The organism is Deltaproteobacteria bacterium (assembly GCA_012522415.1).
In the GTDB taxonomy this organism is placed as follows: Bacteria; Desulfobacterota; Syntrophia; order Syntrophales; family JAAYKM01; genus JAAYKM01.
On the sequence record JAAYKM010000003.1, the window covers coordinates 1 to 22561 of the forward strand.

Sequence of the window (22561 nt, forward strand, 5' to 3'; positions counted from 1 at the left end):
CCTCTACGGGCCATTCCCAATGGATCAGCGGCGATAAATCCCGTCGGTTCGCCCATCAGTTGCGCGCCTTGCACGATGCCGTGCTTGCTGGATCCGGGACAGTGGCCAAGGATGATCCGATGTTGACCGTTCGACATGTCAAGGGGCGCAACCCCCTGCGGGTCATCATCGATCCTGAATTGGGCATCTCTCCAAACGCTAGGATTCTCCGGGAGCAGGACCAAGCCCGTACATTGCTGATTACGGGGGGCAAGGCTCCTCGTGAAAAACAGGATCAAATCAGGGCGCTGGGCGCTGAAATCCTGTCCTTGCCTGAGGGAGAAAAGAATATCTTTGACTTAAGAGTTCTTTTTGCCTCCCTGGCGGAACGAAAAATTTCCTCTATTCTGGTGGAGGGCGGCGCGGGGGTGATCACTTCCGTCTTGAAACAGGGACTTGCCAACCGCGTTGTGGCCATTGTCGCTCCAAAAATTTCAGGGGAGGGACTAAACACGGTAGGAAATCTTGGAATCAATGATATGGGCAAGGCTCTCGGGCTTACCTTCGAAAAAATAACCCGCAGCGGTGACGATGTCATCCTTGATGGGAGGATGCGATAAACAAATTCCTTCATCAGCTCTGCCAACCTTACCCCCAGCAACTGGGTCATATTCAAACGGCGTCTTTCCTGATAAGAAAAAATATAACAGGCAGGCAATTCATGAAACGGAAGAGATTTTCACCGGAACAGATCATCAGGTTTCCCAACGGGGACAGGGCTAAGCAATATCGACCTGTTCCGTAAGTATAGTATTTCCGAGCAGGCATTCTATAACCGGAGGACTCAGTACGGAGATATGTCGATCAGCGATGATGGTAAACTTCGTCATGAGTGTTTGAATGAACGCTGGTTTCTTAATATGATCGATGCGCAAGAAAAGATTGCCGTATGGAGAGAGGCCTACAGTCAGGAGCGATCTCACAGTTCCCTGCAGAATCTCTCTCCCTGTGAATTTGTCGAAGAATGTTGCTGGAACCTACAGGACCAAAGGCTCAATACCGAGATGGCTCATCCTTTAGGGCAAGATCAGAGGACCTCAAGGCTCCATGAACGGAAAAACTGACTGCACACTGTGGGATTTTCTGAAGCAGCGACGGCAGACGGGATGGTTGCGGGACCTCGCCTGACAGGCCTCTAAGTCTATATAATAATGATGGATTTCACACCACCTAAATTTTATGTTCTCCCCCGATTCGGGCGGGGTTTCCTGCGTTCCCCGAGTTATTTTCCGTCCTGATTGACGCATCGGATCGCTCCATGTGCCCAAACAAAGGGAGCTGTCTGTCCTTTTAGAATCTCTCCAACAAAACCGGCCTGTTTGTCAACGAGAGCCGCATCGTTCAACTCCCAGCCGATGCCGCCCAATTTATAATGGTCGTTCAGATATCTCGGGATAACCGTAAAACCATTGCAGACACAACTCTCTAAAAAAGAAAAGCCCCACAAACGGCGTGGGGCTTTTCGCACCTGCTTGATATTATTGTCCGGGGCTCGGCCTCGACTCTTTCTCGATCACACGCCAGTAAACCCCATGCGTATCTTCCGGATGAACGAACGCCTGGTGCTTTTTCTGTGACCGCCAGTATCGTACTTCTCGGCCCTCTCCTGTTCGCTCCGGGAGAACCTTTGCGCCATTGCTCTTCAGCGCATTGACCGCATCACTGACGCTTGCGACATTCAGGCCCAGTAACTGCACCCCAAATTCGTAGTCTTCCCGTTCCCGAACGGGCTTTTCTTTACGCGACCAGCGCGTTTCCCCGCCCTTGCCGGAAAGAACCACCTTACCTTCGCAATCCAGAAGTTCGTACCATTCATCGCCGCCTTCCATCAGTTCCACGATCGTCTGTCCCACAGAAAAGCAGGACACATTGATTTGGAAGTCATGGTCGGTGTACCGTTCCACGACTTCCCAGCCAAAGAGCCGACAGTAGTCTTCCTCGGCTTTGACCACATCGAAAACGGCAATGCTGATCCGGTCAATAAAACCGGCCTCGACTTTATCACTCACCAGAGAACGACCTCTTACTTCTTCGGCTTGGCCAGAACCTTCTCCGCCAACTCTTCTCCATAGATGTGGCCAAGGGAAATCTGGCGCCGCAGTTCGAGGAAATCCACCGTGCTGGAACCGGTCTTTGCTTGCGTATTGAAAGCGTTGAAGCCCATCCAGGCATCACCGTTCATGTTCGCACCGAGCCAGTATCTTGCATGAGTCTTCGTCGTATCCCAGAAGAATCTCTTCTTCAGGCGGATCGTCTCAACCGCCTTCATCAGGCACATGGGGAAGGTATTCGTCAAAGTCCAGATCATGCCGTTGATGTGGTTGTCCAGAAGCGTGAAATCCGTAGCCAGGGTTTTCAGGTAATCGTTGCCCTCTTTCAGGGCCGCACCGCTTTTCATTTCACCATAGACGATTTCCCCGTTGTCCACATACTTGTCCGTGATGACGCGGGGGTCGCGGACCCAGTTGCCGTCCTTGTCCTTTTTCACCGGCAGAGCCTTGCCTATCAACCCCAGGCGCTCCATTTTATAGGAACTGTAAGGAATGTTCGAAACACAGTTCCACAAGGCGTGCTCCATGGAAAGATTCCAGGGCAGGAAGTCCGTGGACCCGCCATCGGGTGAGGAGCCCGCACGGGTACCGACCTGTCCGAAGACCGCCGTGTCAGCGGAGATATTGATATCACAGGCCTGACCGATTTCCTGTCCACCCCCAATCCGCATCCCGTTGACGCGGCAGATCGTGGGAACACCGCAACTCAATATGGCATCGACCATTGCCCCGAACAGATAGATATAATCGGAATAGTCTTTTGGACGGCGTGTGTAATACTCTGCGTATTCCTTGGTGTTACCGCCGGTGCAAAAGGCCCGGTCGCCAACGCCCGTAAAGACGGCCGCTACGATTGACTTGTCCATGGAAGCCTTGTGGAAGCCTGCAATAACGCCCTTTACCATGTCCGTTGTGTAGGAATTGTACTGCGCAGGGTTATTCAAGGTGATTCGTGCCGTGTAAAGCCCTTCCACCGCATTCCCCTTGGGATCGAGAAGAGGTGCCTTCTCGTAAATCGTGGAGGGCGCTTCGGCCCGGTTAAACCGGTCGTCAAACAGATTATGATCCTTCAAAACATTGTCTCTTTCCAACCAATCTAGTGCCATAATTCTTACCCCTTTCTTTTCTGTAGTTCTTGATGAAAAAGCTTGACGGCCTCGAAAACTGAGGTCCGCCGAGCATTCATTCTCCTGGCGTTCAATCCCGAATCCGTTACCGCCTCATTGTTTATCGGAAAACGCGGGGATATCCCGCAACGGCTAAGTCATGCCGTAACCGCCATCCACGCAAAGCAGCTGGCCGGTTATGTAGCTTGAATCGTCTGAAGCAAAAAAGACAAACGGCCTCGCCACTTCCTCCGGCTCCGCGAAACGGCCCAGAAGGATGCGTCCCGCATAAATGTCCTTAAGCTTGGGATCCGTTGTGATCTTCTCGGTCATATCCGTGCTCACGATGCCCAGGGAAATAACATTACAGGTGACCCCAATACCAGCGAGTTCCCTTGCCACAGACTTGGTGAAGGAAACGATACCGCCTTTGGCCGCGCTGTATTGAACCTGACCTTTCGTCCCGACAATGCCTGCCACGGAGGTAACGTTGACGATCCGGCCGTAATTTTGCCCCTTGAAATACTTGTAAGCCGCCTGGATGAGAAGAAAAGGGCCTTTCATGTGGATATCCACGATGTCGTCCCACTGTTCTTCCGTCATCTTGTGCAGCATGGCCGGGCTGGTCGTACCGGCATTATTGATGAGAATATGAACGGCGCCGAACGCATCGACGGCAGCCTGAACGGTTTTTTCCGCATCGGCCTTGACCTCGACCTTGCCCTGCACGGCGATAGCCTTGCCGCCCATTTCGGTGATCATTTCAACCACCTCGTTGGCCGTTTTGTGGTTGCCTGCATAATTCACAACCACATTCGCGCCTTCCCGCGCGAAAGCCAGACTGATTGCCCTGCCTACCCCTCTTCCTCCGCCGGTGACGATAGCGGTCTTCCCTTCCAGTTTGCCCATTGGCGCTAACCCCCTGTCTTTTAGTCTAGTCAATACCAACCCATTTGATCTGGACAGGCGCCACATACCGGTACCAAATAACAGTCCTCGTATCGCCTTCCATGGACAAGGTTTCGTAGCAAACAAGAAGGCCCTTGTCAAGCAAATTCTCCCGTCCCCACGGGGGGGCGGCTCCATAAAGGCCGACATATCGGAATCTTACACCATTGATCACCTGAATTGGAACGGGCAGGTCGACGAAAGGAAAGCGCCGTGGAAGTCCAGGCGTCAAGACACCAACTTTACAAATTGACAAGGGAAATAAAGTGTGATAGCGACGCACTCTGGTAACAGACAAGGCACCTTTTTCTAAAAAACTGTGACGGGTCCGGGAAACCTTGATTTTTTCCCATGCTGACCTTTTACAAGACAGCAAAACATTAAATCAGGAGGACAAGTATGAGCAAAGTTGGAATTATTGGCGTGGGGCAAAGTTCGTTCGTGCGCAGCTACCCCGGTTCCATCAGGGAATTGGCTTTCGAGGCCTATAGCGATGCCATGAAAGACGCGCAGATTACGAACGATCTCATTGACGCAACAGTGATCTGTTCGTCCCCCGAGTATGACAAGCAAAGATCGCCGGCCGGTGTCGTCGCCGAGTACCTGGGGCTCAATCCGCAACCGACATTTTACGTGGAAACCCTGTGCTCATCAAGCAGCACGGGCTTAAAACTGGCCTATTCAATGGTCAAATCAGGTCTGCACAGTTGCGTCATGGTGTTGGGTTTCCAGATCATGTCTCAGCTAACCTCCGCGGAATCCCAGGAAAGAATGGGACGGGGTGCTGATATTCAGTGGGAATCGCCCTTCGGTACCATGATGCCTGCTTACTACGCCCTGCACGCCCGGGCTCATTTTGCCAAATATGGAACGACGCCCGATGACTTGGCCCTCATCCGCGTCAAGTCCGGCACCTACGGCCAATTGAACGACAGGGCCGTTTACCGGAAAGGGGTCACGGCGGAAATGTTCGAGGACAAAGACGGTTTCGGAAGCCCCGTTTCCAGCCCGTTGAGACTGGGAGATTGTTGTGCCAACGCCGACGGCAGTTCCTGCATTATCGTTGCCAGCGAAGAGAAGGCCAAGGCCCTTTGCAAGAAGCCCGTATGGATTCTGGGAATCGGCGCCGCCTCGGCCCCGGTCAACATGGTGGGCCGCGACCAGTTCTCCGGCCTGCTCGTGGGCATCGAAGCGGGCAAGGAGGCCTACAAGATGGCGGGCATTTCACCCAAGCACATTGACGTCGCCGAGGTTCACGATTGCTTCACCATCGCCGAAATGATGGCAACGGAAAACCTCGGTTTTGCCGAACCGGGCGGTGGAGCCGAGCTGATTCGGTCCAAGGAAACCTACAAGGAGGGCAGTATCCCGGTCAACGTGGACGGAGGCCTCCTCTCCAAGGGTCATCCCATCGGGGCAACCGGCGGCTCCCAGGTGAGAACCATCGTTCTGCAGCTGAGAGGCGAGGCGGGAGTCATTCAGGTAAAGGATCCGGTCATCGGCCTGATACACAACATCGGTGGCGTCGGATTGTACGGTAACGTTACTATTTTAGGGAGAGAATAGCCATGGCGAAAAAAGAAATCGACCGTCGTTTTGATAAATTCGGCACCGTGAGTTTCATGGGTGTCTCCAAAACCAATGATTTTATAGACCACCTCGAACAGGGGAAAGTGATGGGGACCCGTTGCAAAGTCTGCGGTAAAACCTTCTTTCCTCCTCGGGCAGACTGTTTCCACTCCCTTGCAAGCGACATGGAGTGGTTTGAAGTGGCGGGTACGGGCACGCTTCTGACCTTCAGCACACTGCGCTACGCGCCGGTGGGCTTTGAAGAGGACCTGCCCTACACGATTGCCGTTGTCGATTACGGGGCCTACAAGGTATTCGGCCGTATCGATAAATCCATTGCCTCTGCTGATGACGAACTGAAGGTGGGGATGAGCATGAAAGTCGTTGCCGGCAAAACCGCCAATGACCAGTTGACCTATTTCTTCCAGAAGGCATAACAGGGACAGCAACCGTTTTGGGAAACAGTATATTTTGAATCACAATCGAGGTTAGGGGAACAGGCCACTTCCCCTGACCTCTTTTTTTATCCATGGTAAGTTGACTCTTGACAAAACCGGCGAATTCATATAGGGATAGCGCCTCGCCGTTTCGGAGAGAGAATCAGGAAGGAGGAACGTTTTTTGGCTACCCATAAATCAGCGGAAAAGAGGAGCAGGCAGGCGGAAAGGCGACGGAACAGGAATGTGGCGATTAAGTCCAAAGTAAGAACATATATCAAAAAAGTGGTGAGTGCTTTAGAAAACAAGGATAACGAAGCCGCGTCTGGCTTTCTGGCCGATGCAATTCCGCAAATCGCCAAGGCGGCATCGAAAGGGGTCCTTCACAGAAGGAATGCATCCCGCAAAATTTCGCGCCTGACAAAAAAGATGAACAACCTGACCGCGGAGGCGTGATTAAAAATCCGCAATCATCAATCGATACGCCCTCTCAGCCATGTCTTGTGACAGCTTGATGAGGGCTTCCCTTTTCCCGGTCCTTACCGCATCCCGAACCAGATAATCTTCAGCCCCGGAGAAATTCCGATCTTCCCAGAGGGTCCGCCCCGTCTCCCGATCTTCGAAGACGATCTGCACACTCAGATTGATCCTTTCCTCCATCCCCAAGTCCGTTTCTTCATACGCCGTATAGCGCGTCGAAATTCTCAGGATCCTGCCGCTTACAACCGCATCGGCATCCGCCTCTTCACCCACCACCTGGAAAATATTACTACGGACAAACTGATCAATCATGGCATTGCGAAAAATATTTTCCAGGTAGGCTTCGTCGGTTCTGTTGAGAAAGTTGCCCACGTAAATCTTGCGGATTCCATCCAGGGACCCGGATACCTCACTGAAATGGTAGCCACAGCCCCCCAGGAGCAAAGCAAGAATCACAACCGCCAGCCACCTCCATGCGCTTGTTTTTTTCATGAAAACCAACGGTTCCATCCCTGAGTAAACCGGCTTTTTCCCAGTCTTTTTATCCCGGTCTATTCTCATGACTTCCTTGATTCTCACTCTCTTCTTTTCAGCCATAACATTCTACCTAAAAATGCGCGCCAGGTTCCATTTCCAGAAGAACAGTTGAGGGAAGAGCGAAGCTACCCGCTGGATGCCCCATAAAGTTTTCAGGCTCTCCCCGTGGTGTTCCAAAGGCTTCTTTCAAACCAGGTGTCAGATTGTAAACAACCTTCCCATCCACCATTCTGATCGTTCCTGCTTCTCCAAAGTTGCCGCCGCAGCCTTCGTAAAGCATCATCGTACCGCTCCGGACCTCTTATCCCCGGATGACGATGTTGACGAGTTTCCCCGGAACATAAATTTGTTTGACCATGCTTTTTCCTTCGATGAACCTGGCCACCTTTTCATCAGCCAGGGCGCGGGACTGGATTGTTTCCGCCGTCTCATCGACGGGAACAACTATTCTGCCCCGCACTTTGCCGTTCACCTGGACCACGATCGTCATTTCCTCCGCCGCAATAACGGCCTCATCCCAAATGGGCCAGGAGGCAAATAAAAGGGGTTTCTTTTTACCCAGTTTCGCCCATAGCTCCTGGGAAATATGGGGAACAATGGGCGCCAGCATAAGAACAATGACCTCGATCGCCTCCCGGACAACGGAGAGCCCGATTCGATCCTCTTTTGCCGGCCGCTCCAGAAGATACAGGGTGTTGACCAGTTCCATAACCGCGCTGATAGCGGTATTGAAATGGAATCGGCCCTCAATATCGGACGAGACTTTCCGGATGGTCTGGTGAATCTTCCGGCGAAAGTTTTTGAGCTCCCCGGCCAGGGGAGTTTGGTCATCGCAGGGATCAACAGACGAAATATCCCCGCAGTAATCCATGACGATGCGCCAGGTACGGTTTAGAAACCGGAAGGCTCCATCCACACCCTGCTCACTCCATTCCAGGTCTTTTTCCGGCGGGGCCGCAAACAGGCAGAACATCCGCACCGTATCCGCACCGTACTGACGAACCAACTTGTCAGGATCGATCACATTTTTCAGAGATTTGGACATTTTTTCCGTTTTGCCGATCGTCACGGCGGCGCCGCAGTGGGAACATTTTCCGTTTACCGCCTCTTCAGGGAAGAGATAACCATGCTCCGAGCAGCGGCTGGTTTCCTTGCAGACCATCCCCTGGGTCAACAGGTTGGCGAAGGGTTCGTTCACACTCATTACCCCGAAGTCGCGCAGCATTTTGGCATAAAACCGGGCATAAAGGAGATGAAGAATGGCATGCTCGATACCCCCGATGTATTGATCGACGGGGAGCCAGTAATCAACCCGCTTCTTGTCCAGCCCCGGCTTTTCATGGAAATCGGCACAACAGAAACGGGCATAATACCACGAGGATTCGACAAAGGTGTCCATCGTATCCGTTTCACGCCTGGCGGATCCACCACAGGCGGGACAGGCGGTTTCAAGAAAAGACCGATGTCTGGCCAGGGGTGAGCCCCCTTCGCCTGTCAGGCGGACATCGTTCGGCAACACCACCGGGAGCTGCTCTTCAGGCACGGTGACGACGCCGCACTTCTCACAGTAAACAACGGGAATCGGCGCGCCCCAATAACGTTGCCGTGAAATACCCCAGTCCCGCAAGCGATACTGGATTGTTCGCTTCCCCTTGCCGTTTGCTTCGAGGTAATCAGCAATGGTCTCCAGGGCATGGGTATTGATCATGCCGTTGAAGGGCCCCGAATTCACAAGGATACCTTCATCGACGTAGGCTTCGGTCATAGTCGCTCCATCCAGATCCCGGTCTTTCGGCTGAATGACAATAATTCGTTCCAGACCGAATTTTTCGGCAAACTCAAAGTCCCGCTGATCGTGTGTAGGCACGGCCATGACACATCCCGTACCATAATCCGCCAGGACAAAGTTCGCGGCATAGACGGGCATCCTGTAATTCGTCACCGGGTTAAGGCAGTACGTATCGAGGAAAATGCCCTCTTTCTCGTAATAGTCGGACGTACGCATAAGACGGTCCTGCTTTTTTACTTTTTCCACAAACTCCCTGACATTCCCCTCACAGGCTTTGCCCCTGACCAGTTCCATAACCAGGGGGTGTTCCGCTGCAACCAGCATGAATGTCGCCCCGAAAATCGTGTCCTGCCGGGTCGTAAAAACACGGATTTCTCCATCCCTGTCCGCTATGGGGAAAATCAATTCGCAGCCGTAGCTTTTGCCGATCCAGTTCTTTTGCATCGTCACGACGCGTTCCGGCCAGCCCGGCAGATTGTCGCATCCTTCAAGGAGTTCCTCGACATAAGCCGTAATCCGAAAAAACCACTGATCCAGAGTCTCCTCCCTGACTCCGGAACCACACCGCCAGCACAGGCCTGACTCAACCTGCTCGTTCGCCAGAACGGTCCGGCACTGAGGACACCAGTTGACCGTCGAGGTCTTCTTGTAGGCAAGCCCCTTTTCGTACATCCAGATGAAAAAAAGCTGCTCCCATCGATAATAATCGGGATCACACGTCGAAATTTCTCGTTTCCAATCGTAACTGAACCCCATCCGCTGAAGTTGTCTGCGCATGGCGACGATATTTTCGTTGGTCCATTCCGCCGGATGCACGCCCCGTTCGATTGCGGCGTTTTCCGCGGGCATACCGAAGGAGTCCCAGCCCATGGGATGCAGGACATTGTACCCTTTCATGCGCTTGTAACGGGCAACGACATCACCGATGGTATAATTACGAACATGACCGACATGAATTTTCCCCGATGGGTAGGGGAACATCTCGAGGAGATAGTATTTGGGTTTGGCGGGATCTTCGACGACCTGATACAGTTTTTCTTCTTCCCACCGTTTTTGCCAGGCTTCCTCAATTGCCTGGGGGTTGTATTTTCTGTTCATTTCCATTCCGCCTCCCGGCTTTGCGCCGGTTACAAAACCTGTCACGTTGCGAGAAGCAAGATGAGGAACCCGGCGAAAACCGCTCTTTTATATCAGATTAAGTATGCCTGTTTTTTGCAGATTCCGGTTTCAGCTTGTGAAGTCCCCCCTCACCGACATCCGCCAATCGCAAGTTCGCGTACAGGGCATCGAGAATCCCGTTGATGAAAGAACCGGAATTCTCTGATCCGTAGATTTTGCCAAGATCAATGGCTTCGTTGAGTGTCACTTTGGGTGGGATATCATCACAGAAGAGCAATTCAAATACCGCCATGCGAAGAATATTACGGTCCACCTTCGCCATTCTCGATAGGGACCAGTTTTCCGAATGCCTGCTGATCAGTTCATCCAGGTGGTTTCGTTTTTGCCACGTACCTCCAATCAAAAAAGACGAAAAGGTTTTGGCTTCTTCCGGACCCTCGAAATGGGACCAGAACAAATCTATCGCTGTTTCGACATCCCGGTTCGCCACATCGAGCCCGTAAAGAACTTTCAAGGCAATTTCTCTTGCCTTTCTTCTATGACTCATACACCCCTCTGAGTCTGTACGGCGTTACATGGTCCACATCAAACGAAAACCCCTGCATGACGTAACACCGCCGCTGTATCAGACAATCCTTTTCAGCAAATCCACCATTTCAATGGCTGTCATGGCGGCATCCCAACCCTTGTTGCCGGCTTTCGTTCCGGCACGCTCGATGGCCTGTTCAATGGTGTCGGTTGTAAGAACGCCGAACGCGATAGGAACTTCCGTGTCCAGTCCGACATTGGCGATCCCCTTCGAGACTTCAGCGCTGACGTATTCAAAATGGGGTGTGGCGCCCCGAATGACCGCGCCCAGGCAGATGACCGCATCAAACTGGCCGGTCTTGGCCAGCTTCTTCGCCGCGAGGGGCAGTTCAAAAGCGCCGGGCACCTTGTAAATCCTGATATCCTTTTCATCCGCCCCGGCCCGGGTGAGGGCGTCTACCGCCCCTTCGATCAGGCGTCCGCAGATAAAGTCATTGAACCGGCTCGCGGCAATGCCGAACTTCATCCCCTTGGCAACAATTTTACCTTCCGTTACTTTTGGCATCGTTTCCTCTCCGTCTTATTGGGTGTCTTGTCCACCGACCGATTCGCGGGTTTGTCCGCAACGACTCAGCACTTGTCCAGTATATGCCCCATCTTCTTCTTTTTGGTTTTCAGGTAATGAATGTTGGCATCGTTGGGTTTGATCTCGATGGGAACCCTTTCGGTGATGGTCAGCCCATAACCCTCCAGGCCGACAATTTTTTTGGGGTTGTTGGTCAGCATACGGATCTTGCGCACACCGAGATCGACAAGAATCTGGGCGCCGATACCATAATCCCGCAGATCATCTTTGAAGCCCAGCTCGATATTGGCCTCGACCGTATCCTTCCCCTTTTCCTGCAGTTCGTATGCCCGGATCTTGTTGACGAGTCCGATGCCCCGCCCTTCCTGGTGCATGTACACAATAATACCTTTGCCTTCATCATTGATCATGCCCATAGCCCGGCGTAATTGATCACCGCAGTCGCAGCGCTCGGATCCAAAAATATCGCCTGTAACACATTCCGAGTGAACCCGGACGAGAACCTCGTCGTCCTCGCTGATCTCTCCCTTGACAAGGGCGATGTGCTTCATCTCGTCCACATCATTTTCGTAAACGATCATTTTGAAATCACCACCGTAGCGGCTCGGAATGTTCGCCGACGCGGCCCGCCGGATCAGGGACTCGTGTCGCATTCTGTACTCGATCAGGTCAGCAATGGTCACGATCTTCATGTCATGTTCTTTGGCAAAGATCTCGAGATCAGGCATGCGGGCCATCATGCCGTCATCCCGCATGATTTCGCATATAACCCCCGCCTGCTTCAGGTTCGCCAGGCGGGCCAGATCAACGGATCCCTCGGTCTGGCCGGTCCGTACCAGCACACCGCCCCGTTTCGCCCGAATGGGAAAAACGTGGCCGGGACTGACGAGATCATCCGGCTGCACGTCATCGGCAATGGCAGACAGAATGGTCGTCGCCCGATCGGCGGCGGATATCCCTGTTGTAACACCCCGCTTGGCTTCTATTGAAACGGTAAAGGCCGTCCCGAAACGGGAACGGTTATCACGCACCATGGGGTACAACCCCAGTTTGTCCGCGTGTTCTTCCGTCAGGGTAAGACAAATCAGGCCACGGCCGTATTTGGCCATAAAGTTAATTGCCTCCGGCGTAACGAACTGCGCCGCCATACAAAGATCACCCTCATTTTCCCGGTCCTCGTCATCGACCAGAATCACCATTCTGCCACTTTTGATATCGACAATGGCTTCCTTGATTGAACTGACACCCATGATTCACCTTCATATAAATTTATTCCCGTTTTATCGGGTCCTGCTTACTTCAAAAATCCATACTCCGCCAAGACGGACCAATCAAACCCCGTCTTCTCCGAAGTGCCATGCCCACCGGGCTGAACGAACCGCTCGACGTACTTGCCGATGATGTCCGTTTCAATATTCACGGAATCCCCCACCTTTTTCAGACCGAGAGTCGTAACCCGGGCCGTGTGGGGAATCATGTTAACATAAAAACATCCGCTTTCAAACCGGTTTACCGTCAGGCTTACCCCGTCAACCGCAATGGAACCCTTGACGACGATGTATTTACCCGCCTCAGGGGAAACATCGATCCCCAACACAACGGACGATGACTTCAGGACCTTCTCCCGGACAATGCCTACCTCATCGACATGCCCCAGGACGAGGTGTCCCCCGAGAAAGTCCGTCAGGCGGAGGGCCTTTTCCAGGTTCACCCGGTCCCCTGCATGGAGTGTCTTCAGATTGGTTTTTCCCAGGCTCTCGGCAGACACATCGGCGGAAAAACGATCCCTGCTCACAGCGATAACGGTAAGACAGGTGCCGTTCACCGCGATACTGTCTCCCAGACGGACATCGCCCAAATCCAAGCCGCCTTCGACTTCGACGACGGCATCCTGCCCCTTGCGATCAATCCGCCGTACCGTTCCCAAAGCCTGTACAATTCCCGTAAACATGGGTTTTTCCATTATATTCTGAGTCCTGTGGGTCATCCCCACCCATGGCTCTGCTTATCCCTCGTCATCCCCGTCTTCGTTCGTTTTCAGAAATCCCTTTAATTCGTTAAGGAATTCGGTCACATCCCGAAATTGTCTGTAAACAGAGGCAAACCGTACATAGGCCACGCCATCCAGTTCCTGGAGTTCCTTCATAACCTTTTCGCCAATCAACGTCGTCGAAATCTCGTCACCCGAATACTCCTGGCAGGCCCGTTCCACATTTTCCACGATCCGTTCGATGTCTTCTGTTTTGATCCGCCTTTTCTCACAGGCCTTCTTGATGCCGGCACGAATCTTGGTCCGATCAAAAGATTCCCGGCGTCCGTCTTTCTTGACCACGGAGGGAAGCACTTCTTCCACATATTCGTAAGTGGTGAAACGACGCCCGCAGCCCACACATTCCCTGCGGCGCCTGATCGCACTGCCGTCCTTGCTGATCCGCGAATCGATTACGCGGTTCTCGCTGCTGGGACAAAAAGGGCATTTCATCGCCGTACCACCTTGATTCGGGCTTCGGCCAGCATTTCCTCCGCCATTTTATCGGCGTAACCATCCTTGACAACAATCATCGCAATACCGGCATTGATTGCCATTTTCGCGCAGATGATGCACGGCTGGTTCGTACAGTACAGGGTCGCCCCCTTGACACTGACCCCATGCAACGCCGCCTGGATGATCGCATTCTGTTCCGCGTGAAGCCCCCTGCAAAGTTCATGGCGTTCTCCCGAGGGAATTTGCAGTTTATCCCGCAGGCATCCCATCTCCAGGCAATGCCGAAGACCGGAGGGCGCCCCGTTGTAGCCAGTCGCCAAAATCCGCTTGTCCCGGACGAGGACGGCCCCCACCGTGCGACGCAAACAGGTGGAACGCTTCGCAACCAGACCCACAATATCCATGAAGTACTCATCCCAGCCGGGCCTTCCCGTCATCTCCCCCACCCCGTTCTCAGGAGTCACGCACCTCCTGATTCGATTCGGTTTCTCCCTCTCCCCGCGCGATGCGGTTCTCATACAGGGGAAAGCGTTCGCAGAGCGCCTTCACCCCTTCCCCGGCATCCCTGACCTTTTTCTCATCCTCCCGGTTGAGCAGGACCTGGGCAATCAAACGGGCGATCTGTTTCATCTCCGGCTCCTTCATGCCCCGGGTTGTCACAGCAGGGGTGCCAACGCGGATCCCGCTGGTAATCATGGGGCCCTGGGAATCGAAGGGTATGCCGTTTTTGTTGACCGTGATACCGGCCTGATCCAATATTTCCTGGGCTTCCTTCCCGGTCAGGTTTTTGTCGGTCAGATCGACCAGCATGAGGTGGTTGTCCGTACCCCCCGAAACGAGACGGAATCCGAGTTTTGCCAGCTCTTCGGCCATGGCTCCGGCATTTTTCACAATCTGTCCCTGATACTCGCGGAAATCATCCGACAGGGCCTCCCTGAATGCTACGGCCTTGGCGGCAATGACATGCATGAGGGGGCCACCCTGGGTACCCGGAAACACACGACTCCCCAGAACCCTGCTATGGTCTTCCCTGCACATGACCAAGCCACCCCGGGGACCGCGGAGCGTCTTGTGAGTCGTCGAGGTCACAAACTCGCAAAGCGGCACCGGGGTCGGATGATGGCCTGTCGCCACCATGCCCGCAATATGGGCAATATCGGCCAGGATCACGGCTCCGACCTGATCGGCCGCCTCCCGAAAAGCGGCGAAATCGATGATCCGGGAATAGGCGCTCGCCCCGACCACAATCATCTTGGGCCTGTGTTTTTTCGCCAGATCCATCACTTCGTTGTAATCGATCCTCTCCGTCTTCCGATCCACGCCGTAGGGGATAACGTTATAGAATTTACCTGAGAAGTTGGCCGGACTTCCATGGGAAAGATGGCCACCGTGAGAGAGATTCATGCCCAGGATGGTATCCCCCGGCTTGAGCACGGAAAAGTACACCGCCATGTTCGCCTGGGTTCCCGAATGGGGCTGAACGTTTACATAATCGACTCCGAAAAGGGCCTTGCAACGTTCGACCGCCAAGTTTTCCACGATATCGACAAACTCGCAACCGCCGTAATAACGCCTGCCCGGATAACCCTCGGCGTACTTGTTGGTCATAACACAACCCTGTGCTTCCAGCACGGCCTCGCTGACAAAATTCTCCGAAGCGATCAGTTCGATTTTGCCCGTTTGCCTTTCCGTCTCCCATAAAATGGCCCGGGCCACTTCGGGATCTTTCTTCATCAGTTCTGACATGTACGTGTTCCCCTCATTTGTTTCGCCTCTATTTCCCGGATTTTACCGAGACGCCGCCCATGACGTCCTCCGTCGAACTCCGTGACAAGCCACGTCCTTACAATTTTCTCCATGGCAACGGCCTCGGTCTGGCGGCCCGCCAGGATCAAAATATTCGCATCGTTGTGGCGCCGGCTCATTTCCGCGGTGTATTCGTCAAGACACAGAGCCGCCCGAACACCGGGAAACTTGTTCGCCACGATAGACATGCCCACACCGGACCCGCACAGCAGAATCCCCGCCTCATACTCGCCGGAGGAAACCTTTTCCGCCACAAAACAGGCGTAATCAGGATAATCCACGGAATCCGCATTGAACGTCCCGACGTCCAGTGCGCTGATACCCATTTCCCTCTGCACCGACTTCACCGCCTCTTTCAGGGCGTACCCGGCATGGTCCGATCCGATAACCAACTGACGCCACATCGTTTTCATCCGTCAAATTTCTTCATCACCAGTGTCGCATTCACACCCCCGAAACCAAAGGTGTTGGACAGGGCAATCCGAATTTCCTTTCTCCTCGCATGGAGGGGCACATAGTCAAGATCGCATTCCGGATCGGGCTCATCGAGATTGATCGTCGGAGGCAAAACGTGATCACGGATGGCCAGGACCGTAAACACGACCTCGACGCCGCCGGCGGCACCCAGCATATGACCCGTCATGGACTTCGTCGAACTGACCGGGACGCCTGGGGCGCTTTGACCGAAAACCTCCCGGATGGCCTGTGTTTCGTAAAGATCATTCAGGGGCGTTGATGTACCATGGGCATTGATATAGTCCACTTCCTTCGGCACAACACCACCGTCGGCCAGGGCCTCTCTCATGCACCGGACGGCCCCCTCATGCCCGGGTGGCGGCGCCGCCAGGTGAAACGCATCCGATGTCAGACCGTAGCCGATCACTTCACCGTAAATGGCTGCCCCTCTCTTCAACGCAACCGACAACTCCTCCAAAACAACGAGACCACATCCTTCACCGATAACAAAACCGTCCCTTTTCGTGTCGAAAGGGCAACTGGCTTTTTCCGGGACATCGTTCCTGACGGACAGGGCCCGCATGGCGTTGAATCCGGCAACCGCCATGGGGGAAACCGCCGCCTCGGTACCTCCGGCAATCATCAGATCGGCATAACCGTGACGAATAATCCGGAAAGCATCCCCGATGGCATTCGTGCCGGCGGCACAAGCCGTCACCGGGCAGGTAACGGGACCCTTGAATCCATAGCGGATGGAGACATGACCCGCCGCCAGGTTAGCGAGGACCGCCGGGATCATGAAGGTGGCCACCCGCCTGGGTCCCCCCTGCAAAAGGGTCTCCTTTTCTTTTTCGAGAGTGGACAAACCGCCGATACCCGAACCGATAATCACACCGGCGCGCCCGCAGGCAACCGTGGCTTCCCCCGCATCCTGAATCGCCATGTCCGCAGCAGCCAGGGCATAAACGATAAAGTCGTCCAGCCGGCGATATTCTTTTTTGTTGACATGCTGAAGCGGGTCAAAGTCCTTGATTTCTCCCGCAATCTTCGTATTGAAGGCAGACGTGTCGAATCTCGTGATGGCCCCGATACCGGATCTGCCCGCACAGATACCTCTCCAGGAATCTTCGACGGAGTTGCCCAAGGGTGTGACGGCTCCCAAGCCGGTTATAACGACCCTCCTTTTCAAAGACGCTGCCTCTCCATATCAGAAAACGGCCTTCACGAGACACCCCGGCTTTTCAGAAAATCAATCACATCCTGGACGGTCCTGATTTTCTCAAGCTCTTCATCAGCCACCTGAATATGGAAGGTTTCCTCCATCTCCATGATCAGCTCCACGAGATCCAGCGAATCGGCGCCCAGATCATCGATAAACGACGCTTCAGGTACGCACTCCTCCCGGGTTATATCCAACTGTTCCACAATCAAGCTTATAACCTTTTCTTCCAGCGTCATCTGCTCTCCCTTCTCTGTTCCCGAAAATATTGAACTTCAAAATTCATATGCATGACCACCCATGCCCGGTTGGCGCCGGTGGAACCGTCCCCTTCGCACGCCGCACCGATAACGAGATGTCAATTCCTCAACGCCGACAAGGTTCCCCTCAGGGAAGCCGTGTCTTCGACATGCAAAAGCCGAAGGCGGTCATCGACCTGCCTGGCCAGGCCTCCCAGAACCCGTTTCGGGCCCAGTTCCACCATGGTATCGACATCCATCGCGATCATTTTCTCGATTGTTTTCTGCCATTGGACCGGACTTGTAAGCTGCCTGACCAATAGATCCCCCGTTGTTCCGGCATCATGAAAAACCGCCGGATCGCAATTCGGAATAACGGGAACACGGCAGTCACGAATATGGATCTCCCCCAAGTCACGTTGCAATTTTGCAGCGGCTCCTTCCATGAGACCGCAATGGCAGGGCACGCTGATGGCCAGTTTGACGGCCCGGCGCGCCCCTCCGTCGATGGCCCGGGCCATCGCCTCGTCAACAGAATCGGTGTAGCCTGAAACGACAATCTGCTCCGGGGCGTTGATGAGCGATACGGCAACGATTCTCCCCTGCCGGCGGATGTCCTCGCATATCCGGTTTACGGTCTCTTTATTCAGGCCGATAATGGCCGCCATCGCACCGTCTCCCGGCGGCACCGCCTCTTCATGATACCTGGCCCGCGCCCACGCAAGGGGAATGACATCCTCCATGGACAAGGCCCCCGCCGCATACAGGGCGGCATACTCACCCAGGCTGTGTCCCGCAAGGACAAGGGGTTCGCCGTCGTAAGCGTCGGCGAAAACCTCATAAACGGCAATATCCAGGGTCAAAACGGTCATTTGTGTATGGATCGTCAGGTCGAGTGTTTCCTGGGGGCCATGAAAACAAAGAGAGGGGATATCGACACCGATTTCTTCCCCGACCCGATGAAAAACCTCCCTGACCCGCGGGATCTCCCGATAAAGCTCCGCTCCCATTCCCACATACTGGGACCCCTGGCCGGGGAAAATGAAGGCAACCCTGCCCATGAACACCTCTTCGTTCCGGCGTTAACTGGGAATCCCTTTGAGCGCGATGACTTCCCGGCCCTTGTAGGTGCCGCACGCTTTACAGACCCGGTGGGGAAGTTTCGGTTCCCCGCACTGGGGACATTTGGACGTCGAAGGCAACGTCAGGAAGTCATGAGCCCGGCGCATATTCCTTCGGGTCCTGGAATGTCTTTTTACTGGATTTGGCATGATCTATATCCTTTCTCCTGTTACATGAATTTCAATTTCAGATTTTTCAACGCGCCCAGGCGCTCATCGAATTTTTTCTCCCCGCAGGAACAACTGGATGTGTTCAGGTTTGTCCCGCACTGGGAGCAGAGTCCCCGGCAGTTATCCCGACAAAGCACCCGCATGGGAATCTGCAGAACGATCTGTTCAAGAATGATCGGGGCCAGATCGATCGTTTCTTCATCGTAGAATTCAACCTCCATGTCCTCCGCCGTGAGTTCTTTTTCCTCCCGCACGCTTTCCCGCCGAGGGATCAGGGTATAACGAAATCGGTTTTTGACGGGAATGAGGGCTTTTTCAAGACACAGGGAACATTCCGTTTCGATTTCGGTGTCAATATCACCCTCGACAAGGATCGAATCCATGACCTTTCTAACCCGGCAGAAAACATTCGCCTGCCCCATGGAAAAACGGCCCGTTTCACCCTGGGGAAGCAGCTCCTTCAACCACTTCCCATCCCGAAGAAAGGACAGTTCAAGACCCTCCTCCGTGATATTCGGCACATGAATCTTCAATTTTCAAATACTCCCGAACCAGCTCCACGCCGGTTCTCCAAAGGGGATACCCACCCAATATAAAGTGGTGTACTTAATGATAAATTCCTCATCTTGTCAAGTACAATTTGCGCCAAACCGGAACTTCACGGGAGGAGCGTTCCTGCCAAATCCGGCTTGACAAAGAGAGCGCATAAACCTATAAGGGGGCGAAATAATTTATCAAGGATCAGTATGATCACAGCATCAACCCGAGTCAGAACGCGCTTTGCCCCATCGCCGACAGGCTTTCTCCATATCGGGGGAGCCAGAACCGCTCTTTTTAACTGGCTTTACGCCCGACATACAGGAGGCGCCTTTATTCTGCGCATTGAAGACACGGATCAGCAGCGTTCAACGGAGGAATCCACCCAGGCGATCCTCGACGCCATGACCTGGCTCGGCCTGGACTGGGACGAGGGGCCTTTCTTCCAGGCCCAACGGGTGGACCGACACCGGAGCATGGTGGAACAGCTTATTCAGCAGGGGAAGGCCTACCACTGTACCTGCACGCCGGAGGAACTCGAACAAAAACGCAAAGCCGCCCTGGCCGAGGGAAGAAAGCCGAAATACGACGGCACCTGCCGTAACAGGGGGCTCCCTCGGTCGATCAACTCGGTGGTGCGCTTCCGCTGCCCCGAAGCCGGCGCCACAGTCGTGAAAGACCTCATCAAGGGGAATATCGTATTCAACAATGAAGAATTGGACGATCTGATCATCGAGCGGGCCGACAGGTACCCGACCTACAACTTCGCCGTGGTCGTGGACGACGCCGACATGGAGCTCACCCATGTGATCCGTGGTGACGACCATGTCAACAACACGCCCAGACAAATCCTTCTCTACCAGGCCCTGGGTTATGAGGTTCCTCTGTTCGCCCATGTCCCGATGATTCTCGGTCCAGACAAGGCCCGCCTGAGTAAGCGGCACGGTGCCACATCCGTCATGGCATACCGGGACATGGGGTTTCTGCCGGAAGCGCTGGTCAATTACCTGGTTCGCCTCGGCTGGGCTCACGGTGACCAGGAAATCTTCACCGGCGAGGAATTGACAGGTCTGTTTTCCCTGGAGGCTGTGGGCAAGTCCGCAGCCGTTTTCAACCCCGACAAGCTGTTGTGGCTTAACCAGCACTACATCAAGAATTGCCCGACGGATCGCCTGGCTGAGGAGATGAGGCCTTTCTGGCGCGGCATGGGGCTGGATGCGCCGGATACCGATTTTGCCCGCGGCATCGTCATCTCCCTGAAAGAGAGGGCCAAGACTCTCATCGAACTGGCTGAGGGAAGCCTCTTTTATTTTGCCGATGTCCCCGGCTACGAAGAAGAGGCGACGCGCAAGTTCCTCACGCCGGAAGCTTCAGGATACCTGGAAGCCATCGCTGAGGCGTTGCCGTCCCTGGCCGACTATTCCAAAGCGGGTATCGAAAACTTCCTGCGGAGCCTCGCGGAAGAACGGGGCACGAAACTGAAATTTATCGCCCAACCGCTTCGAGTCGCCTTGACCGGAAAAACCGTCAGCCCAGGCATCGACGATGTGATGGCCATTCTCGGCAAAGAGAGGGTGTTGGAGCGACTGCGTCACGCGGTGAATTTTATCGGGAAACAGGCGTTACCCGCTGCGGATTCACCTTGACATTTCGGTCCTGATTGAATAAATAGCATCGTCTTGTCATCCGGGCCCACGGCATGGCCCGCCGGAAACGGTTTCGGGTGACCAGGAAACATAAGCGGTCCCATCGTCTAGTGGTCAGGACGCTGGCCTCTCACGCCGGAAACCGGGGTTCAAGTCCCCGTGGGACCACCAATAGCAAGATCAAGGGGTTGCACCATCGGATGCGACTCCTTTTTTCTTTGCATGATCCTTGTTTCCAACCTCCGGGGTGAGGATCAGATATGCTCTGTTTTTCACGCTTTGTGCGCGTGGCCGGCTCATTCACGTTACGTTTAATCTCTATGCTCGAGGTGCCTCAATTTCAATTACAAGGCCATTCTCTACGCGTCGTTTTCGTCTATTTCCCCCTGGTTCCCGGTATTTGCGTCATCTTTGGAAAGGTTGGCTCATATCGCCGGATTTGGATAGTTTAAGAATCAAAAATCGTTCAATTTAGGTGGGTACTTTGGGTTTAACTCTGGACATACTGATTTGCACCATTGACGAGGGTATCGAAAACATCGCCTCCATCCTTCAGGAAGAAAGGTCTGATGTAACCTACATCGTATCCCATCAAATTACAGACCACAAGTTCCGCCAGATTCCTCCCCCATTGAAAGTTCGAAATGACGTCCTTATTTCTCATATCAAAGGGAGAGGGCTCTCCGCAAACCGGAACAACGCGCTCTCTCTGGCCCGCGGCGACATTGCCGTTTTAGCCGACGACGACATTCTCTATTTGACCGATACTTTTCATCAGGTTCTGAATTCATTTGACGAGAACCCCGATGCCGAAGTGATCTGCTTCAAAATCAAAAACATGGCGTTCTCCGGAGAATATAAACCTTATCCCGCCCGGCCAACCCGGATAAATAAGCTGGGCCGCTATCCTATCAGTTCCATTGAAATTGCATTCCGTGTCGCAGCCGTTCGGGAAAGGCAAATCCGTTTCGACGAAAGGTTCGGATTGGGCAGCCCTGTTGTAATCGGGGGAGAAGAACAGGTTTTCATTGATACTTGTTTATCCCGGGGCTTGAGGGTTCTTTACCTTCCAATATACATCGTTAAACATAACGGCCTGGGCTCAATTGCGAAATTGCCGTTCCATGATATTGAAAGGGCGGTAACGATGAGTGCCGTCGATGCCCAAATCTCTCCCATCATTGCCATTCCCAAGGCCTTTGGGAGAACAGCAAGGTATATGCCACAAATGCTTTCCCACAAAACAAACCCCGTTCATTTTCTTTTCCAATCCCTCAAAGCCATCCATTATATCTGGTCGACAAATAAAAAATGATTCTGTCCCACATATTGTGCGGAGACAAAACGATGAAAAACATGGGTTGCCGATGTTTTGCCGGGCCTGATGTTCCGCATCCTCCATTACTACAGGAGAAGCGTTGAACATGATCCGATGAGGCTTTAGGGGTTTTCAAAGGGGCGGCCAAACCGGACGTGAAAACGGACAGGTCCCTTGTCCCGTCAATGAATGAAGCGCCGGACCCACCAGGTATTGCCTTTCCACCGGTTCCCGACCCTGTCCTGCCCTCACAGGTTTCAATTGACAAAGTCTCCTCAAATGATTAGCCATATTCTCATTGGGATATCACAGGAACACCGTCATTCGCGTGAACCGGAACGCCCTGCGGACGAATCGGCGGGCGGCGAGAACGA

The 22561-nt window shown here is 53.7% G+C and carries 26 protein-coding genes and 1 tRNA gene; 8 read left to right on the forward strand and 19 right to left on the reverse strand.

Features of this window, described 5'->3' with window-relative positions:
* The coding region (locus tag GX147_00200; GenBank protein ID NLN59134.1) for a RibD family protein at positions 1 to 599 on the forward strand (599 nt) is incomplete at its 5' end.
* A 237-nt stretch (positions 600 to 836) separates the two neighbouring features.
* Positions 837 to 1103: a transposase gene (locus tag GX147_00205; GenBank protein NLN59135.1), complete on the forward strand. Its 267-nt coding sequence runs from the start codon at positions 837 to 839 to the stop codon at positions 1101 to 1103.
* Between the two features lie 414 nt (positions 1104 to 1517).
* Here GX147_00205 and GX147_00210 read toward each other — a convergent pair whose 3' ends face one another.
* From GX147_00210 to GX147_00220, 3 genes are all read right to left on the reverse strand, one after another.
* Positions 1518 to 2048: a hypothetical protein gene (locus tag GX147_00210; GenBank protein ID NLN59136.1), complete on the reverse strand. Its 531-nt coding sequence runs from the start codon at positions 2046 to 2048 to the stop codon at positions 1518 to 1520.
* A gap of 14 nt (positions 2049 to 2062) precedes the next feature.
* Positions 2063 to 3196 carry a 6-oxocyclohex-1-ene-1-carbonyl-CoA hydratase gene (gene oah / locus GX147_00215; protein ID NLN59137.1) on the reverse strand — a complete coding sequence of 378 codons (1134 nt, stop codon included), beginning with the start codon at positions 3194 to 3196 and terminating at the stop codon, positions 2063 to 2065.
* Between the two features lie 153 nt (positions 3197 to 3349).
* Complete coding sequence (locus GX147_00220) at positions 3350 to 4105, reverse strand: glucose 1-dehydrogenase (protein NLN59138.1); 756 nt, start codon at positions 4103 to 4105, stop codon at positions 3350 to 3352.
* A gap of 438 nt (positions 4106 to 4543) precedes the next feature.
* Here GX147_00220 and GX147_00225 point away from each other — a divergent pair, with 438 nt between their 5' ends.
* From GX147_00225 to GX147_00235, 3 genes are all read left to right on the forward strand, one after another.
* Positions 4544 to 5710, forward strand: coding sequence for an acetyl-CoA acetyltransferase (locus GX147_00225; protein ID NLN59139.1), 1167 nt, complete (start codon positions 4544 to 4546; stop codon positions 5708 to 5710).
* A 2-nt stretch (positions 5711 to 5712) separates the two neighbouring features.
* Positions 5713 to 6150, forward strand: a complete 438-nt coding sequence (locus GX147_00230) for a Zn-ribbon domain-containing OB-fold protein (protein NLN59140.1) — start codon at positions 5713 to 5715, stop codon at positions 6148 to 6150.
* A gap of 183 nt (positions 6151 to 6333) precedes the next feature.
* Positions 6334 to 6606, forward strand: coding sequence for a 30S ribosomal protein S20 (locus tag GX147_00235; protein NLN59141.1), 273 nt, complete (start codon positions 6334 to 6336; stop codon positions 6604 to 6606).
* On the opposite strand, the gene GX147_00240 is transcribed toward GX147_00235, so the two are convergent.
* From GX147_00240 to GX147_00315, 16 genes are all read right to left on the reverse strand, one after another.
* Positions 6607 to 7227, reverse strand: coding sequence for an LptE family protein (locus GX147_00240; GenBank protein ID NLN59142.1), 621 nt, complete (start codon positions 7225 to 7227; stop codon positions 6607 to 6609). It lies immediately after the preceding gene.
* 10 nt (positions 7228 to 7237) lie between these two features.
* Positions 7238 to 7450, reverse strand: coding sequence for a hypothetical protein (locus tag GX147_00245; protein NLN59143.1), 213 nt, complete (start codon positions 7448 to 7450; stop codon positions 7238 to 7240).
* Positions 7451 to 7468: 18 nt separating this feature from the next.
* Complete coding sequence (locus tag GX147_00250) at positions 7469 to 10054, reverse strand: leucine--tRNA ligase (GenBank protein NLN59144.1); 2586 nt, start codon at positions 10052 to 10054, stop codon at positions 7469 to 7471.
* Between the two features lie 97 nt (positions 10055 to 10151).
* The gene (nusB, locus tag GX147_00255) at positions 10152 to 10622 is read right to left on the reverse strand and encodes a transcription antitermination factor NusB (GenBank protein NLN59145.1); all 471 of its coding nucleotides are present in this window, start codon (positions 10620 to 10622) and stop codon (positions 10152 to 10154) included.
* 78 nt (positions 10623 to 10700) lie between these two features.
* Complete coding sequence (locus GX147_00260) at positions 10701 to 11168, reverse strand: 6,7-dimethyl-8-ribityllumazine synthase (protein NLN59146.1); 468 nt, start codon at positions 11166 to 11168, stop codon at positions 10701 to 10703.
* Between the two features lie 65 nt (positions 11169 to 11233).
* A complete protein-coding gene (locus tag GX147_00265) occupies positions 11234 to 12439 on the reverse strand; it encodes a bifunctional 3,4-dihydroxy-2-butanone-4-phosphate synthase/GTP cyclohydrolase II (protein NLN59147.1) in 1206 nt (401 codons plus the stop codon).
* Positions 12440 to 12483: 44 nt separating this feature from the next.
* A complete protein-coding gene (locus GX147_00270; GenBank protein NLN59148.1) occupies positions 12484 to 13140 on the reverse strand; it encodes a riboflavin synthase in 657 nt (218 codons plus the stop codon).
* A 54-nt stretch (positions 13141 to 13194) separates the two neighbouring features.
* Positions 13195 to 13671, reverse strand: coding sequence for a transcriptional repressor NrdR (nrdR, locus tag GX147_00275; protein NLN59149.1), 477 nt, complete (start codon positions 13669 to 13671; stop codon positions 13195 to 13197).
* Complete coding sequence (locus GX147_00280) at positions 13668 to 14111, reverse strand: cytidine deaminase (GenBank protein NLN59150.1); 444 nt, start codon at positions 14109 to 14111, stop codon at positions 13668 to 13670. The genes nrdR and GX147_00280 overlap by 4 nt, the downstream gene beginning before the upstream one ends.
* A 16-nt stretch (positions 14112 to 14127) precedes the next feature.
* Positions 14128 to 15420 carry a serine hydroxymethyltransferase gene (locus GX147_00285; protein NLN59151.1) on the reverse strand — a complete coding sequence of 431 codons (1293 nt, stop codon included), beginning with the start codon at positions 15418 to 15420 and terminating at the stop codon, positions 14128 to 14130.
* The gene (gene rpiB, locus GX147_00290) at positions 15408 to 15884 is read right to left on the reverse strand and encodes a ribose 5-phosphate isomerase B (GenBank protein ID NLN59152.1); all 477 of its coding nucleotides are present in this window, start codon (positions 15882 to 15884) and stop codon (positions 15408 to 15410) included. Before rpiB ends, GX147_00285 begins: the two co-directional genes overlap by 13 nt.
* Before the next feature lie 5 nt (positions 15885 to 15889).
* Positions 15890 to 17125 carry a beta-ketoacyl-ACP synthase II gene (gene fabF, locus GX147_00295; GenBank protein ID NLN59153.1) on the reverse strand — a complete coding sequence of 412 codons (1236 nt, stop codon included), beginning with the start codon at positions 17123 to 17125 and terminating at the stop codon, positions 15890 to 15892.
* Between the two features lie 32 nt (positions 17126 to 17157).
* Positions 17158 to 17394, reverse strand: coding sequence for an acyl carrier protein (gene acpP / locus GX147_00300; GenBank protein ID NLN59154.1), 237 nt, complete (start codon positions 17392 to 17394; stop codon positions 17158 to 17160).
* A 119-nt stretch (positions 17395 to 17513) separates the two neighbouring features.
* The gene (gene fabD, locus GX147_00305; protein NLN59155.1) at positions 17514 to 18455 is read right to left on the reverse strand and encodes an ACP S-malonyltransferase; all 942 of its coding nucleotides are present in this window, start codon (positions 18453 to 18455) and stop codon (positions 17514 to 17516) included.
* A gap of 21 nt (positions 18456 to 18476) precedes the next feature.
* The gene (gene rpmF / locus GX147_00310) at positions 18477 to 18665 is read right to left on the reverse strand and encodes a 50S ribosomal protein L32 (protein NLN59156.1); all 189 of its coding nucleotides are present in this window, start codon (positions 18663 to 18665) and stop codon (positions 18477 to 18479) included.
* 20 nt (positions 18666 to 18685) lie between these two features.
* Positions 18686 to 19219 carry a DUF177 domain-containing protein gene (locus tag GX147_00315; GenBank protein ID NLN59157.1) on the reverse strand — a complete coding sequence of 178 codons (534 nt, stop codon included), beginning with the start codon at positions 19217 to 19219 and terminating at the stop codon, positions 18686 to 18688.
* Between the two features lie 213 nt (positions 19220 to 19432).
* Here GX147_00315 and gltX point away from each other — a divergent pair, with 213 nt between their 5' ends.
* The 3 genes from gltX to GX147_00330 all read left to right on the forward strand — a co-directional run bounded on the left by gltX (position 19433) and on the right by GX147_00330 (position 22184).
* Complete coding sequence (gltX, locus tag GX147_00320) at positions 19433 to 20869, forward strand: glutamate--tRNA ligase (GenBank protein ID NLN59158.1); 1437 nt, start codon at positions 19433 to 19435, stop codon at positions 20867 to 20869.
* 96 nt (positions 20870 to 20965) lie between these two features.
* Positions 20966 to 21040 (forward strand) — tRNA-Glu (locus GX147_00325).
* A gap of 313 nt (positions 21041 to 21353) precedes the next feature.
* Positions 21354 to 22184 carry a glycosyltransferase family 2 protein gene (locus tag GX147_00330; GenBank protein ID NLN59159.1) on the forward strand — a complete coding sequence of 277 codons (831 nt, stop codon included), beginning with the start codon at positions 21354 to 21356 and terminating at the stop codon, positions 22182 to 22184.
* Positions 22185 to 22561: the final 377 nt, after the last annotated feature.